Here is a 15,722-nt window from a genome sequence, read left to right as displayed (position 1 = left end):
CGACTCCTACTAGGAAAGTCACCATTAGGAAATAAGACGGAACAAACCGCTCTATACGTGGCTCTTTGGCTAGTATAGCCATTAATTATGCCCCATATAACACAAGCAATAATCACTGTATCGCGTTGCTTCAGTTGATCAGTATTTCTTCGGTTTTTAATCTTATCTGGTACACAATTGTGGTATATGTTAGAAACAGTTCTCATAATTTCCTTGAATGTTATAAAAGTATCTGTATAATGTTCAGTATATTTTGATGAACGCATATGTAGTCCTCATTTCTTGGGAGTTTTGAGACTACTATATGCGTTTTTTTGTTGATTTACCAACATGTTTAGACATTTTCCTCTAGGAAAAAATTAACTAGCACCACGGGTTCCTTTATTTTTATTAACAAGTTTTATCACAGGCTTCATATATTTGATTATATCTTCATCTTCTACATAGATATCTGTTATCATTACGACATCTGTACTATTTCGATTGAGTACTTTCACTTGATCTCCAGCATTGATTTTCCCTCTAAATCTTTTAGGAATGAACCAACTATACATATGATTAGCATCACCAAAATGTGCTTTTATCGCATTCTCAGGATGTAACTTATTCAATAGTTCATTCTTTTGAATTTTCAAAACTTCAAATCTATACTTATCATTTTCTGCTAATCTAAATAAATCTTCTAAACGCATGTTTTCTAACTGTAAGTTTTGAAAATCTTCCGGTATAAATTTTCTATATTTCATTAATAATGAACGCCCAGCCCGAGTTATTAGAATCTGGCCATTTTGGTCATCTCTATAAAGAATTCCGTAACCCATCAACGCCAATAGCACACGTGACGTTTTGTTACTTGTAATATTCATATTTCCTTGATTACCTGAGGCAATGAAAGACTTATCTACTTGAATTAGGGTGAAATTCTCATTCAAATATGGTAGTAAAATTAATATATGTGAAAATCGAATCTTGAGATAGCTATTCCCCTTGAGATATTCACTGATACTTCTACTCAAATCATTTAAATTTTTATAATTATTTGTACGGAACGTATATATATCAACATCAGTTTTCTTTACATGAGAACTTATTCTAAAATGAAAAAGCCTATTCTCAGAAAGAATTGAAAAATAGATACTTTCAGTAGATACTGAAGATTGAACAAAATTAAACTTGTATCCTTCAGGCATAGCACTTTTAACAGTCTGCTGCATTAACTCGGATAATCTTTTGAAAGTAGTAATATATTTTTTACCAGCAAACCATACATATCTTTTTTCATTAAGTATGTTCACTATCTCTCCTCCATTAATTATATTTAGCATCAAATAGTTATTGTACCTATATTTTATCCCATTCCTTTTAAAACAAGAATACGTACAAAGTAAAATGTTGTAAATAGTCTAGCAGGGATGTATATTTTCATGTACCAACATAATATTTAAGAAGTTTCCCATAGATATATTGGACTTCCTCTTTTAAAACACAAAAATAAATACTACCTTATTTAGGTAGTATTTATTAAAAGTTACGTCAATTTTGATTAAAAATATACTACTTGAACCTCTCATGAGTAAAGTCACGAAATTTTTGGGAATAGAGCGTACTTGATATCTTATTTTTTCACTAATAGCAGTGTCTCTTATTCACCAAGCGATCCCCGTAGTTCCTACGTTTCTTAATTTTTCTCTAGACTAATGATTGTATCTTTAGACCTTCGGCCATAACATGGAGCAAAATAAAAAGGTACTAAGTCTTATATATCAATCTTCGAGTAACCGACGGTTAACAACCATATCGAGCGGCATTAATCACCCACCTGTAGAGGATGAGCGACTTTTGCCTAATTATTGTTACAAGCCTAGTTTCATTTGTTTAGATTGGAAAATACGTCCTACAAGTATCTCTTTTTTTTCATGGTCGATCCGATAAAATAAGGCATAGCTTTTGCCGATCACGATCCGATATGTTGGGATATCCATTCCATAGATTTCGGAAACTTCCTCATGCATAGTTGGAAAATTTTTGGTTAGTTCTAAAGCCTTCTGGATCGCACCTACAAATCTTTTTATGCTGGCTGGAGAAAGAGCAAGCTCATTTTCCCATTCTTCTATTATCGTTTCAAGGCTGGTCTGGAAACTTTTAGAATAAACTAGCGTGTACTCTTTCATCTATTCACTCCAGCCGTATTTTCCGAAAGCTTTTACCATTTCAATTTCTGAAACTGTTAAACCTTTCTCAAAGTCTTGGAAACTTTCTTCAATCAATTTGCGATCGTGTTCTTTTGCTATTTGAGTAGTATCTAATATGAATAAGTTGCCTTCTTGTTTGGCTTGGATAGTGTCTCCGCTTTTTAATCCAAGAGAGCTTGGAAGGATCACTCCCACGCTATTGCCGATCTTTCTAACCTTTAGTTCTTTTCCCATGTTATCACACTCCTTTTAGTTTTTGATGAATAAATTATAACATGTTATAACAACAATTGCCAACGGTGTTTCTTAAGGGATTCCACTCCATGTTATTATTGGACAAAATAAGCCACTTAGAACGCTGAAAACATATACAAACGATATCAAAATACGAGTGAACTACTCACCATACACTTCCGTTAACATCCATTTAAGTAGGTATTTTTATTATATATAGATTTAACATATGTCGGTCGGTTGATTGATATAGCTAAAGTTATAACTCAACCGAAGCCGATTCATCTACACGAATAAAGTTGCGAGTGTTCTCGGCTAATTCATAAAAATTGTTATGTGTTCCATATAGCAATACTGGAATAACTTTATTTTCTTGAATCTCATAAGCAACTCTATACACGGTGACCGCATACTTAAATCCATTAGACCAATTACCTGATAAACCTCCAGTTTTTTGCTCTTACTTAAATGGATCAATAGCAATTTCATCACAAACCTATAGAGGATGAGTGACTTCTGCCTAATTACGTTAAAAAATATTGAAAGTAACTCTATGTAGCAAAAAATATCTAGAATTTCATTTCCTCAAAACTGATCGATATTGTATCTAAAAATATATACTACCTAAAATAGGTAGTATATATTAAAATATGTGCTTTTGTTAGAAAAATCAATACATCAATTATCATATCTGTATATGTCATTTAGGTATTTCAGTTATGTTATAATAGTTTTGCTGTCTGCTACCCCGGCCTAATCTGGCAAGGGGAGGAGGAGATATAATGAAATACCTTTTTGATTTTGTTTTTGCAATCAAGCCATTTGCAGAGGTAACTGCACACTACATCTGCAAGTGGCTTGATTGCAAAATTGCCAAAAAAGACAGTAAGCCTACCCGTTAATTCTATAATATAGAAACGTAAAAAAAACCCCATCAGCCTGCACGCTGATGGGGTTTGGTGATATAATGAAATACCTCTTTGTTACTCATAATTATACCATAATTAGTCACGAATGCAACCAATAGAAAAAACTACTTAGAACGGTAGATCATCGCTAATAACAATGCATTGTCCACCAAATGGATTTTGTAAAGCATTAAATACATTGTTATTAATTGTCGCTGCTTTTAACTAGGCCTCTCCCCTTCTATTATAAAAGAAGGTATATATCATTTCTTAATTACCTACTACCTTAAACCAAAATTTAAATACTACCTAATTTAAGTAGTACTTAAATAATCTAAAAAATAGTTATCCCAATTGTTATGCTTTTATAATACGATTATTTGTAACAAAATGAATATTATATAATTAAACACTACCATATTTAGGTAGTGTTTAATTATTAGCAAAACAAAAAATATTTATTCTATTCTCTTAACTTCAACTAAGTTATGCTGCACACCTTTATATAAATCATATGCAACTCATTAGCTAGACAAACTACAAGCATGTAGTTTTATCTATTAAATATGTACTACCTAAATAAAGTAGTTTATAATTAACAAGTATATATATTTAAAAATTTAAGATTAATTTTTTATGACTTGTACAAATTTATCTGATATTTCTCTTATTAAGAACTACCTAATTTGGGTAGTTCTTATTTTTTACATTTTAAGTAGTATTTAATTGCAATTTGGTAGTATTTTTTTATTATCTTATTCCTAGAACAGTAGTACTTAATATAAATATAGGTAGTATATAATTTAAGTATTAATGGTAGTATATAATTTAACAGGTAGTATATAACTACTTTAAAGTAATTTTTTTCAGATTAACACGGTAGTATCTTATTAAATAATTTAATTTTAATGGTAGTACATAATTATTATATATATCTGACATTGGTAGTACTTATTGTATTTTTTAGTAGTATATAATCTATTGTTTTCTAGCCTAAAGCCTTGTCTTATAATAATAATATAATATATACTACTGAAATAAGGTAGTATATATCACTAGTAATGGTAGTATGTTTTATATGCATAAGGTAGTTCTTAATTTATTTTTTGTTTTGACACTGGTAGTACTTAATTATCTTTAATTTTAAAACTAAATTTTATTCATACGTTCTTCTGGTAGTATTTAATTATAAATAATATTTATTTAAAGTAGTTCTTAATGACTTTAAAGGTAGTACATAATTCGTTTTATTTCTGATTTTAGGTAGTATTTAATTAAAAAACAGTTTTAATGCGTTTGCATTTTTTATTTATCTTTGCTATTTTCGAAAAGAGTAGGTAATTTTACATAAATAAAACAACGTGAAAGTAGAGGATCTACAATGACTGATTTTAATTTTTTTAAGGCGGATAGAGTTTACAACGAATTATTTTATCAATTTCCAAAAGTCTTTATTGTTTCTGACGAATACAAAAAAATGAAAGATTCAACTAAGATTGCCTATATGCTTTTAAAAGCAAGATTAGAGATCGCAATCAGTAAACGGCAAATCGATGAAGAAGGTAATGTTTATTTTACTTATACGACAAATGAACTATGTAGCGTATTAAACTGCCAAAAACAAAAAGCGATAGCAATCAAAAAAGAGTTGGAATCCTTTGGTTTATTATTACAAAAGCAGATGGGATTTAACAAACAGTTAGGGAAAAATAATCCTAATAGACTGTATCTAGCAGAATTAAAAGTCTCAGAAAATGATATCTACTTACTCGAAAAATTTGATAGAGAAAATAGGGAAAACGTTGATAAATCAGAGGGTATGAAAATCATACCCACCCCCGACGAAAAATCAGACGCTGAATCCCTTGGGGCTCAAGAGGGTATGAAAATCATACCGTGCCAAAACGTTGATAAATCAGAGGGTATGAAAATCATACCAGAACTTAATAATAATATATTAGACACTAATAGACACAATATAGACACTGAAAAAGACCGCCTACAAGATCAATTGTTGTTAGACAATTTTGAGACAATTATGACAAACGACAGCATTGCTACGTTTATCCCTGAACGAGTATTAAATTTAATAAAAACATTTTCTTCAAGTTACAGTGAAGCTCAAAAAACTGTCCAGACTATTCATAATGCAAAGAAAAAAGCCGAAACAGAAAGTGGTATTTCAATAATTTTTGAAGAACTCGATAGTTATTATGTCAATGCAGAACAAGAATTATACACGACACTGTTAAAAGCCTATCAAAAATTAAAAACCGAAAAAGTTGAAAATATCCAGAACCTGATTTTTGTCTATGTAAAAAATTGGTTTATCGAAAAACCAATAGCTGCTAAAGTATCAAGTGAAAAACGTTTGAATTCTGAAAGCTTCCCAAAAACTATTACGAAAGACTGGTTAGAGTGAAATTTTACTGACAAATTGATTGTTGCTTCATGGAGTAGCATTAAAATTAAAAATTTTTTATTATTCTAATTATATTACAAATGTTACAAAGAAATAGCTATTTTAATAGAATTTATGAGTTAAAATATTATGATAAAAATCACAAACGTAGCTTTTTACGTCATAAGTGTTAATAGTTAATAATTAATTTCCAACACAAAAAAGAGAACAAATGTTTGTATGTTGCTGTTTTTTAGTTATAATAATACGCGAAGAGAGGTAATTTCATTTTTTAAAAAAGCTAAAAACCTTGATATTACTTCTTTTCAGGCAATACGAATATTATTCGCTTACATTTTTTTGTATAAATTTAGTTGTTTTAAATTTAATTGTCTGCTATGCTTGTGATGAATTGATTTTCGTTCTGCACTTCTGGACGATAAATTTGGACAATTGAAAATACAAAAAAAAGAAAGGCCCTGTGAGACTCGGAAGGCTGGTAACCTTCGTCGACGTCCACAGGTGGCATTAAGCTCACACCTTAATGCGTTTACCCTTCAGTGTTACGGTATTACCCGCAACGGATTTAGTATAACAGATATTCAAAAGTGATACCACTTTTTTTGGCTGTGTTAAGGTTAAAAATACGTGATATTACGATGAATCTATGCCTAAGCATAATGTTATAAAAATGTCCGTGTGGCTCTTTGCCGTATGACGAACGCTGAAATTAGAGGGAACGCATGTTTGGATGCGTTCCCTCTTTTTTGTTTGTCATGAACGAAAATCAATTCTCTATTTTTGAAAAATAACAAGAAAAACTTATTAAAAATATTTAAAGAAAGTGAGAGGATTATTTTATGTCATATACAGGAATTTTGAGTCTCGAAGATATTTGTCACTACGGTAAACGGTGTACCGCTACAGAGAAAATCACGAAGAAACTATCAACTGGCCAAAGTAAAACTGTAGTGCAATGTAAGAGATACGTATTACAGAAAGATAAAGCGTCAGAAGAAATGAGCTATTACATTGGGAAACAAAAGCAAGTGATCTTAAAAGATCCTATTGATTTGAAAGAATTGTACCCAAAAATCAAACATGTTTATGACCAAAACAGTGTATTGATTGGCCGAAGGAAAAATGGAGTCTTGCGGTGTACCGCAAAAGGGATGGGGCGTTTAATCAGCTGAATTGATCATTCTCATAACTTGTATTTTATCGTTTTTCGCTTTCTTGAAAATATTGTCGAGACTTCTAAAAGAACTTAGAATCATTAGAAAAATAAGGAGTAGACTTGATCTATCAACAATTTCCTTCGGGGAGTGACGGGGTAGATTTTTACGATTGGTAACGTAAAAAATTGGTCAATCGAGTAAATGCGCTTGTTTGGATAGTGGTGAAATGAATTTGTGTAAATAATATACACAGAGTAAACAAGAGGGAATTTAGAGGTTAGACAAGTTAGAATAGCGCCTAGATTAATCATGAGCAGCTACTAAGGGATCTAGGCTTTGACGCAAACTCATGGAATAAGGAGTAGGTCTTCTCGTAATGGGGAGGACGCACAAGAAATTGTGTCGTGTGCTGCAGTACATGTAGATACTTGCGAGGACGTTGGTCATTGGATCAATCGAGCATTTACCGATTTCTACTAGGGTTTCTCGTTTCGGACGCCATAAACGAGTCGATATTTTTTATGTATTTTTAAGTAAACGAAAAACGATAAAATATGAACGAGTCCTGAATAAAGTGAAAAAATTGATATAAAACATAGAGAAAATGAAATTTACGTAATGGAGGAATGACAAATGAAAAATTATGATCCGAATATACGATTGGGCACACATACTATTAAGGTTTCTTTCCAACGTTGGGATTACAAAGGTTTTGTGACGTTTAGAAGAGGCGGAAATTGTAAAGGATTAGATGTTTTAGCATTAGACGAGGATGATTTATACGATCAAACATTGACTGATAATCCAATTGGATTCGGCTTGCTACCTGAAGATGATGAAGGTAATGAATGGTTTAAAATGACGCTTATGAATGATAATGGAGACGAATTATCTGTTGAAGATACTTGGTCATATTTGAGTGATTATATTGTCAGCGTTGAAATCATTGAATTTGTAGCGGATAAAGAAGAATAAAAACTGGAGGAATAAATTATGAAATTTTTCGAAGTAAAATCACCATACTATTATGCGTTAATCGCAGCAAAGAATGAAGAAGAATGTGCAGAATTGTATGAACAAGTAGTAACAGATATCGAAAATCGTGAAGAATTTATTCGATGTTTGCATGAGTTAAATCGAAATGAAGCAATTCAAGAGGATGCGAAAAAAATTAGTGAAGAAACGTTACAACCAATCGGTATGGAGGAAGCTACAAAAGACATTTTTACAATTATTGATGAACAAAAATCTTGTGTATTAAGCATTGATTCTACATTGGTTTAATAGATCCAAGATTCTATAATTTTTTTCAAAGTAAAAAGAAATTAGGTAATGATTCTCAGACCAATTACTTAGGAAAATAACCATACAAATTAGATTTTACAGATAAAGGATTAGAAGGAATCACGGCGATTAATAAAAAGGTAGTATTACCTTAGGCATTGAGTAAGGAATTTATTTAGGAGGAAAATTAGATGGCGCGACCAGTTTTAGATGCGATGGATATGGATACTTTGACAAAAGGAAGGTATGTACAGCTGTTAGCTCGTGGTTATTCACCTAAAGATGTATTCAAAGCCCTATCTAAAGGAACAGATATGGAAAAAGAAAGATTACGAAAAGAATTCGACTATTGGAGAGAGCATAACGGAATAAAAGATTTAAAACCAGCACGTCCAGTTATTAGACGAAAAAAATTGAAGAAGTAAGACCAAAGCGTATGGCGTACATAGGCTTTTTTATTTTGATAAAAATAATGAAAGGAAGGAAAACTCATGAATTGTAAAGAAATCGAAAATAGAAAAAAAGTGTCGAAAGAAATGGAAGAAAAGTTACTAAAAACAATGAAACAAAAACACCTTAAAAGATTATCTGTCGCGCAATATATCAATGATATGCAGTTAACAGGAAAAGAGAAAGCTTATTTGTTAGGTTCAATGAAAAACTTTGAACAGTTGAGACGAACTTATGTGAAAAAAAGTTCTAATTGTCAACTATTGTTAGAAGTCTCATGACATTCATTAATAGAATTCATTTTTAAAACTTTTTCTATGGAAATGAGAAAAAGTTTTTTTGTTTTGTCTGAAAGGAGGCAGATGGATGAAAAAATGGTTATTTGGTTTTTTAGGAGTCGCTTTAATCGTCTTTTGCAGTGTGTTTGGCTATGTTAGCTACCAAAAACATGAAGGAGATGTGTTTAAGCAAAATATAGAAAAAAAGATGCCCGTAGATCAAATCAATGCACACGCAAAGAGTTATAAGGAGGATGCAACGAACGTCAATAATGATATGTCTTTGGGGCAAATGTTGTCCATACAAAAAGAAGCAATCGAAATGGGCGTCAATAAACAAGTATTTGCACAAATTCAGATTCCTGCACTTGGTTTAGCATTGCCGATTTTTAAAGGGGCAAATCAATACACTTTGAGTCTTGGAGCGGCTACTTATTTTTATGAGGATGCCGAAATGGGCAAAGGAAACTATGTTCTAGCAGGACACAACATGGAAATGCCAGGTGTTTTATTTTCAGATATTCAAAAGTTGTCATTAGGGGAGGTGATGGACTTAGTTAGTAACGATGGCGTCTATCGTTACAAGGTAACGTGTAAATTTATCGTATCTGAGTACTTTAAATTAATTGATGGCGTTCCTGAAGAGAACTCTTTCTTGTCTTTACCAAAGAAAGGAGAGAAACCCTTATTAACGTTGTTTACTTGTGTTTATACGTCACAAGGAAAAGAAAGATACGTGGTACAGGGAGAGCTACAATAACAAGGTTGTAATCAACGCGAGTCGTTGAAATATGAAATGAGGAGAGTAAAAAATGGCAATAAATCGGTATGTAAAAAAAGCTGGAATGCTTGTTGGAATGTTAGGAATCATTGCAGGCTGCTTTCAGGGATATCGAGCATATGCAGAAGATGTCACGCAAAAAACGCCACCAGAGAAGGTCAATATCACGGTTCATAAATTAATGTACGATCAAGGAACGCAATTGAATGTTGATATTGACGGGATCAAAAATGATGGTTATACGCACGATCAATATCCTACAGGTGTAACGAAATACAACAAGGCAGATTATGGTGATGTTGAGTTTACGTTAGGAAATATTACGGATCAAGTATTACCGAGGGAAGATTCTGATCTAACCAACGCGAAAGTGGACGAAATCGTTAAAGATGTAGAAGACAAGGGATCTAACAGTGAGTACGTTAAGAATGCAACCAATAAAATTACTTCAGCTGTAGATGAAAATGGTGAGATCACTTTTGCTGATCAACCAGCCTATGTCAATTCCAAAGGGAATGTATATGTGGTTTATGAAAGTAAATCCGCTGCTGGATTAGTCACACAAAAAGCAAAACCAATGGTTGTGATTGCGCCAATGACTGATAATACAGGTTCAGGTTTTTTAAAAGACATTCACTTATATCCTAAAAATATTGTTTCTAAGTTGAGTTTTGAATTAACGAAATTTGGTGACGATGGCACAGCTCAAAGCAAACAAACACCTTTAAAAGGGGCAAAATTTGAGTTATACAAGGGCGAACCTGGAAAAGGAACAAAATTAGGAGATCTTGTATCGGATGATCAAGGAAAGCTGACTGCTACTGATTTGACGTTAGGAAAATACTATTTTGTGGAAGTTCCTTCAGAAGTTGTAGTGGGATCAGATAAAGAACCAACAGCAGATCAATATTTATTAGGCGCAGACGCTCGCAACGATGCGCACAATAAATTAACCTTTGAAATTACGAATGATGGCGTGACAAGTGACTTAAAAGCTTCATACGTAAACTATAAAGCACCAGTGATCGATAAAACAGTAACAAATGGAACAGGACAAGAACATTCTTTCCAAATTGGTGACGCAGTAAATTATCAAGGAACGATTCATATCCCAACAGACATTGCAGGCGGAGCAGACGGTATCACAGTAAACGGAGTGAAAAGCGAAACTTCTCCTTACAGTGTATTTAAATGGGGGGATACAGCAGGACAAGGACTTTCTTATGTCGCTGCTAAAGCAAATATCAAAGTAACAAATAAAGATGGATCTGTGGTATTAAAAGAAAATACAGATTATAAAATCCAAAATTCAGAAAATGGCTTTGTGATCGATTTTATCGTGAATAATGGCCAAGTAAGTGATACTGTAGCAAGTTTACACGGACAAGATCTTCAAATGACTTATAACATGTATGTAAATGACAGCGCAGCTGTTGCCAATCCATTAACAAATAGCGTGGATTTCGTTTATAACAACAATCCATTTAATCAGGAAGAACACCACGAAAAAACGAAAGCTGACGTTGTGACTTATGGTGCAAAATTCTTAAAAGTCGATAGCGGACTATTTGGAACAGGAATCAAAGCAACACCGCTTGAAGGCGCAGAATTTGCTGTTAAAAACGCAGAAGGAAAATATTATGGTGGATTAGTTGATACGGATAAAGACGGTGTCAAAGAAGCAGTATGGGTAGACGATGTAGCAAATGCAGCGATCCTAAAATCAGATAAAGAAGGTCACTTTGAAATCACTGGTTTAACTGAAGGTGAATATTCACTGGAAGAAACAAAAGCACCAACTGGTTACCAAAAATTAACAGAAGATATTGCATTTAAAGTAAACAAAAACTCATTTAAAGAGGAAAATCGAATCACTGTTAAAAATAATCAAAAAGCAGCTATTCCATTAACAGGTAGTAATGGTTTCCAAACGTATGTATTGATCTCTTGCTTGTTGCTAGGAGCAGGGGCACTTTCTGCAGTTGTTTACTTTAAGAAGAAAGCCTAGAAGGATCAGCTAATGATTATTCGTAAGCCCCCAAAAAGAAGAGTCATGCACAAACTGATGATATTTTTTTGGTTGCTGTCGGCAGTAGCAGTCTATTTAATTCCAGTTGTGGAAACAAATGTAGCTAAATTTCAACAAAAGCAAAGAATTTTAGCCATTGAAAATCTTGAAAAAACAGATTCTTCTTTGGATGTTGCGAAAATAGAGTTAGGCGATCCTGTTGGTGTTCTTACAATTCCAAGTATTTCTTTAAAACTACCAATTTATGACGGAACTTCCGAAAAAATTTTAGAGAATGGTGTAGGGATTACGGAAGGAACTGGCGATATTACAGGAGGAAACGGTAAAAATCCTTTAATCGCAGGGCACAGTGGACTTTATAAAGATAATCTTTTCGATGATTTGCCTTCAGTAAAAAAAGGGCAAAAATTCTTTATTAAGGTAAATGAAGAACAACATGCCTATCAAATTTATCGAATTGAAGAAGTTAAAGCAGAAGAATTACAAAAGAATTATTTAGATTATCTCATGCCTGAAAAAGACCAAGATAGGATTACGTTAATGACCTGCACGCCAAAAGGTGTCAACTCACACCGCTTTTTAGTGTATGGTGAACGAGTTTCATTCAGTAAAGAAGATTTAAAACTACAGAAAAAAGCAAAAAATAGGAAATCAATTTCATTGGATTGGCGATTAGCACTGCTATTCGCTTTTTTTGCGTTCCTATTATTTTTATTTATAAAAAAAAATAAGGAGGAGATCGGAATGAATAAGAGAAAATGGCTGTTTGTTTGTGTAGCAGCTCTCTTTGCAACTGCAGCTTACTCACAGATATCTTTTGCTGATAGCAGTACTACTCCAACTACCAGTCAGACAACAGATAGTTCAACAACTGCAACAAGTGACACGGACAGTTCGAAGAACACTGCAGAAGAAACGGCAGATTCAAGTACGAGTTCTACTGAATCAGCGGAATCAACGTCAGAAAGTTCTTCAGAGACTTCAGAAAAACTGCAAGAAGTAGAAGATACGCAAGTAATCAAGCAAAACATTCATATTCAAAAAATTATTTCTTCGAATCGAATCAACAATCAAGGAAGGCAAGTGACTCAGCAAGAAGGTGTCAATGGCGCAAAGTTTATTGTCTACGATATCACGAATATCTTAGAAGAAATGACACAAGATGATAATGAGAAAAATCAATCGGTAGAAATAATTGAGTCAAAATTGAAAGATCGAGCAAAAAAACTTTCATACGACCAGTTGAAAAAAGTAACTGAAGGAGAAACCAAAACAATTGATGATCAGGAAGGCGTGATTGATTTTTCAATTGAAGTACCTGCAAACAAAAAACAAGCATACTATATCGTCAATGAATCAAGCCCTGAAAACATTTCAAATAGCGAAGATATTGTTTTATTGACACCTGTTTCAGATGAAAAGGGTGAATTTTTGACGGATGTTTGGTTATATCCTAAATCAAAGAAATCAGAGCCGAAAGAAGAAATTAAAAAAGTTGTATCAACTGGTGTAAAGAAAAACTTTTTTGATAATTGTTGGGATTTTTTCACTCATTTATTTTTTAACGATTAGGATGAAATGATGAAAATAATAAAAATGTTAGCTTTTAATCTATCTTTTTTAGCCGCAACAATATTGTGTTGCGGTTTAGTTTTTTCTCAATTATCAATTTACCCAAGATATCAACGATTGTTCGTTCATTTTCTAAATATCCAGCATGCTTCCATGCCACTAGAAGTGATTAACACGCTCTTAATCAATCCAATTTTTATGGCTAGTTTGTTTCTTCTTGCAGGATTGGTAACGTGGGTATTAGGAAAAAAAGAATGAGAAGCTTACAATCGTTTAACAAAATAATAGATGGAGGGCATTATGGAAAATAAAATTCATTGCACTACGGGAAGAGTATTTACTTTAGTGTTGTTTTTGTTCTTTCTTCTTTTTGCAAGGGGAACTGCAGTCCAGGCCTTAGAAAAAGTTGATCCGAGTCAAATCAAAGAGAATAATAATCTGGTACTTTATCATGATAGTGATTCATTGAGAGATATCGAAGTAACTGGGATCAATGGATTTAAGATACTAGATGAGTATTCAACTAAAAAACAAAAAGTACTTGCTTGGCCAAAAGTCAAAGATTTGAAAAGCACGTCAAAAATTGTTGCCCATTATCAAAAGGTGGGCACTTATCTAGGAAAAGAAATTGATTGCGACGTAACTTTTTCTAATTTTGTAGCGCACGCTGGGGTTAACCAAGACGGATTAGCTAAAACAATTAATGGGAAAAAGTATTATAATTATTTGCTCTTTGATAAAAACATTTATCGAGGCTTTTTCATGCAGTCAATCAACGTTATGAATGTAAAACTAGATTTTAAGTATTCAGGATCAAAAACAAAAGTAGCTTTGAGTGAACCACAGCCAGAAATTAATTCAAAAATGAGATCGATGAGAGCAGCTGGTATTGAGTTGAATGATACATTTCTATCTATTTACAGTTTAAATGGACAGTATCAGCAACGTGTGTCTTGGTATAATGACAATAATGAATCTGTCGGTGAACGTAATATTGATATGAGAGAATTTGTTGGGTATGAAAAAATGGGTAGCTTACCTTATTTTGTCACAACAGATACAGCATGTGCAGAATACAAAGCTCCTGCGTTATCAACAAACAATTTAACTTCAAAAGTAGTGGGAGGACGTGCAGAAAAGGCTTATAGCTCGAATGATCATTTCACCGATGTTGTAGGAGCTGATACTTATCACAGAAGTGGTGTAACGTATACGCTTCAAGGCGCTTCCCCAACATTCATGATTGGCGCAAATACGAATAGTATGATGTTTAGCTTTGATACTGCATTGCTATGGACACCACAACCATCGAAGCCTACAAAAGAAGTGTTTAACAAAGCTAATACTGAAGAGGCAGCACACAATATTGACAAAAAAGTGATTCCACAAGGATCAGATGTTTACTATCATATTCACCAAAAGTTTGATGCATTAACAGTCAACACAATGAACAAATACAAATCATTTAAAATCACTGATACCTTTGACAGCAAAAATTTTGATATGGTATCGGATGGGAAAAACTATGATGGTGCATTGTGGTATGTTGAAGCGAATGGTACTTGGAAAAAAGCAGATACAGGAGGAAAATTAACTGTATCAGGTAATACAGTCACTTATACTGCTTCTGACAGCTTTCTAGCCAATGCTGCAAATTACGGTAGGGACTACATTTTGCAGCTCCATATGAAAGCAAAAAATGATGCAAAAGGAATTGCACCAAATGTGGCTACTGTAACGTTTAACAATGATCCGAACAAAGGAACACAAAAAACAAATACAGTAGAAAACTATTTCTCTCTTAAACCAAATAAAAAAGTGGAACAAGATGGGAAAGATGTTGATGGTCGAAATGATGGTAAAAAAGGAACGCCTACAGCTCCTTTAAATGCAGGATCTGAAGTACAATATCTAGTCACACAAAAATGGCATACAAAAGGTGTAGACATTGCGTCAGATCATTACAAGCAATTTAGTATTCAAGATCCAGTGGAAGCTCGTTTGACGTATAAAGAAGGTTATGCGCGAGTGATAGATATGAGTACAGGAAAAGATATTACTTCAGAAGGTACACTAACCTATGATAGCAATTCAAGAACGCTGAAGTGGGAAGCTTCCGCTGATTTCTTAAGTAACAATCTTTTAGATGGACGAGAAATTCAACTGATATTTACAGCTAAAACTCCTTTGAATGAAGAATTGGATATCGACAACCAAGCAAAAGTTTCAGTAGAAAGTATTGAGAAAGCAACTAATGTAGTAACGATTGGGGTAAAACCTAACTTACCTCAGATCATTGTGCCAAAAACTGGATCGAATCATTTAGTGCTAACTGTTATTGGAAGTATATTATTTCTTACTTTAGCATCATTGGGCTATGTAGTTTTAAAACTCAAATAAATATAAAAACAAGGC

14 protein-coding genes and 3 pseudogenes are annotated in these 15,722 nt (G+C 33.0%); 12 read left to right on the top strand and 5 right to left on the bottom strand.

The annotated features are described in order from the left end of the window. The 5 genes and pseudogenes from OZ002_RS11105 to OZ002_RS11085 form a co-directional block, all read right to left on the bottom strand. A pseudogene (locus OZ002_RS11105) lies at window positions 1–266 on the bottom strand (IS982 family transposase); the annotation flags it as partial. A gap of 93 nt (window positions 267–359) precedes the next feature. Beyond that, window positions 360–1,295, bottom strand: coding sequence for a hypothetical protein (locus tag OZ002_RS11100; RefSeq protein ID WP_272016960.1), 936 nt, complete (start codon window positions 1,293–1,295; stop codon window positions 360–362). A gap of 558 nt (window positions 1,296–1,853) precedes the next feature. Beyond that, entirely contained in the window at window positions 1,854–2,171 is a 318-nt protein-coding gene (locus OZ002_RS11095; protein ID WP_002341346.1) for a type II toxin-antitoxin system RelE/ParE family toxin, read from the bottom strand. Further along, window positions 2,172–2,426, bottom strand: coding sequence for an AbrB/MazE/SpoVT family DNA-binding domain-containing protein (locus tag OZ002_RS11090; RefSeq protein ID WP_002290397.1), 255 nt, complete (start codon window positions 2,424–2,426; stop codon window positions 2,172–2,174). It abuts the gene before it with no gap. Window positions 2,427–2,685: 259 nt separating this feature from the next. Beyond that, window positions 2,686–2,910: pseudogene (locus tag OZ002_RS11085) on the bottom strand (type II toxin-antitoxin system RelE/ParE family toxin). Window positions 2,911–4,715: 1,805 nt separating this feature from the next. On the opposite strand from OZ002_RS11085, the gene OZ002_RS11075 reads away from it, so the two are divergent. The 12 genes and pseudogenes from OZ002_RS11075 (at window position 4,716) to OZ002_RS11020 (ending at window position 15,707) form a co-directional block, all read left to right on the top strand. Then, window positions 4,716–5,756, top strand: coding sequence for a replication initiator protein A (locus OZ002_RS11075; RefSeq protein WP_086272997.1), 1,041 nt, complete (start codon window positions 4,716–4,718; stop codon window positions 5,754–5,756). 839 nt (window positions 5,757–6,595) lie between these two features. Further along, complete coding sequence (gene traE / locus OZ002_RS11070; protein WP_002314397.1) at window positions 6,596–6,928, top strand: type IV conjugative transfer system protein TraE; 333 nt, start codon at window positions 6,596–6,598, stop codon at window positions 6,926–6,928. A 618-nt stretch (window positions 6,929–7,546) separates the two neighbouring features. Continuing rightward, window positions 7,547–7,888 (top strand): DUF5406 family protein, encoded by a 342-nt coding sequence (locus OZ002_RS11065; RefSeq protein WP_002314399.1) that lies wholly within the window; start codon window positions 7,547–7,549, stop codon window positions 7,886–7,888. An 18-nt stretch (window positions 7,889–7,906) separates the two neighbouring features. Next, the gene (locus OZ002_RS11060) at window positions 7,907–8,197 is read left to right on the top strand and encodes a hypothetical protein (RefSeq protein ID WP_002311523.1); all 291 of its coding nucleotides are present in this window, start codon (window positions 7,907–7,909) and stop codon (window positions 8,195–8,197) included. Window positions 8,198–8,388: 191 nt separating this feature from the next. Then, the gene (locus OZ002_RS11055) at window positions 8,389–8,622 is read left to right on the top strand and encodes a hypothetical protein (protein ID WP_002311524.1); all 234 of its coding nucleotides are present in this window, start codon (window positions 8,389–8,391) and stop codon (window positions 8,620–8,622) included. 66 nt (window positions 8,623–8,688) lie between these two features. Then, window positions 8,689–8,928 (top strand): hypothetical protein, encoded by a 240-nt coding sequence (locus tag OZ002_RS11050; RefSeq protein WP_272016966.1) that lies wholly within the window; start codon window positions 8,689–8,691, stop codon window positions 8,926–8,928. An 85-nt stretch (window positions 8,929–9,013) separates the two neighbouring features. Beyond that, on the top strand, window positions 9,014–9,685 hold the full coding sequence (locus OZ002_RS11045; protein WP_002311526.1) for a class A sortase: 672 nt from the start codon (window positions 9,014–9,016) through the stop codon (window positions 9,683–9,685). 52 nt (window positions 9,686–9,737) lie between these two features. After that, on the top strand, window positions 9,738–11,714 hold the full coding sequence (locus OZ002_RS11040) for a pilin N-terminal domain-containing protein (RefSeq protein ID WP_002325561.1): 1,977 nt from the start codon (window positions 9,738–9,740) through the stop codon (window positions 11,712–11,714). Window positions 11,715–11,726: 12 nt separating this feature from the next. Continuing rightward, window positions 11,727–12,470, top strand: a pseudogene (locus OZ002_RS11035) (class C sortase); the annotation flags it as partial. A 9-nt stretch (window positions 12,471–12,479) separates the two neighbouring features. After that, a complete protein-coding gene (locus OZ002_RS11030; RefSeq protein ID WP_002332272.1) occupies window positions 12,480–13,307 on the top strand; it encodes a pilin N-terminal domain-containing protein in 828 nt (275 codons plus the stop codon). Window positions 13,308–13,316: 9 nt separating this feature from the next. Then, a complete protein-coding gene (locus OZ002_RS11025) occupies window positions 13,317–13,565 on the top strand; it encodes a hypothetical protein (protein WP_002325559.1) in 249 nt (82 codons plus the stop codon). Between the two features lie 42 nt (window positions 13,566–13,607). Beyond that, window positions 13,608–15,707 carry an isopeptide-forming domain-containing fimbrial protein gene (locus OZ002_RS11020; protein ID WP_325067256.1) on the top strand — a complete coding sequence of 700 codons (2,100 nt, stop codon included), beginning with the start codon at window positions 13,608–13,610 and terminating at the stop codon, window positions 15,705–15,707. The last annotated feature ends 15 nt before the right edge of the window (window positions 15,708–15,722 follow it).

The sequence above is a fragment of the Enterococcus sp. E4-150 genome, from assembly GCF_035726465.1.
GTDB lineage: Bacteria > Bacillota > Bacilli > Lactobacillales > Enterococcaceae > Enterococcus_B > Enterococcus_B faecium.
Note: the sequence above shows the minus strand (reverse complement) of the source record. Positions and strands in the feature narration are given on the sequence as shown.

Excerpts from the sequence above, each read along its gene's own strand:
- OZ002_RS11095 (WP_002341346.1), bottom strand. The coding sequence starts at position 2,171 with ATGAAAGAGTACACGCTAGTTTATTCTAAAAGTTTCCAGACCAGCCTT.
- OZ002_RS11090 (WP_002290397.1), bottom strand. The coding sequence starts at position 2,426 with ATGGGAAAAGAACTAAAGGTTAGAAAGATCGGCAATAGCGTGGGAGTG.
- OZ002_RS11075 (WP_086272997.1), top strand. The coding sequence starts at position 4,716 with ATGACTGATTTTAATTTTTTTAAGGCGGATAGAGTTTACAACGAATTA.
- traE (WP_002314397.1), top strand. The coding sequence starts at position 6,596 with ATGTCATATACAGGAATTTTGAGTCTCGAAGATATTTGTCACTACGGT.
- OZ002_RS11065 (WP_002314399.1), top strand. The coding sequence starts at position 7,547 with ATGAAAAATTATGATCCGAATATACGATTGGGCACACATACTATTAAG.
- OZ002_RS11060 (WP_002311523.1), top strand. The coding sequence starts at position 7,907 with ATGAAATTTTTCGAAGTAAAATCACCATACTATTATGCGTTAATCGCA.
- OZ002_RS11055 (WP_002311524.1), top strand. The coding sequence starts at position 8,389 with ATGGCGCGACCAGTTTTAGATGCGATGGATATGGATACTTTGACAAAA.
- OZ002_RS11050 (WP_272016966.1), top strand. The coding sequence starts at position 8,689 with ATGAATTGTAAAGAAATCGAAAATAGAAAAAAAGTGTCGAAAGAAATG.
- OZ002_RS11045 (WP_002311526.1), top strand. The coding sequence starts at position 9,014 with ATGAAAAAATGGTTATTTGGTTTTTTAGGAGTCGCTTTAATCGTCTTT.
- OZ002_RS11040 (WP_002325561.1), top strand. The coding sequence starts at position 9,738 with ATGGCAATAAATCGGTATGTAAAAAAAGCTGGAATGCTTGTTGGAATG.
- OZ002_RS11030 (WP_002332272.1), top strand. The coding sequence starts at position 12,480 with ATGAATAAGAGAAAATGGCTGTTTGTTTGTGTAGCAGCTCTCTTTGCA.
- OZ002_RS11025 (WP_002325559.1), top strand. The coding sequence starts at position 13,317 with ATGAAAATAATAAAAATGTTAGCTTTTAATCTATCTTTTTTAGCCGCA.
- OZ002_RS11020 (WP_325067256.1), top strand. The coding sequence starts at position 13,608 with ATGGAAAATAAAATTCATTGCACTACGGGAAGAGTATTTACTTTAGTG.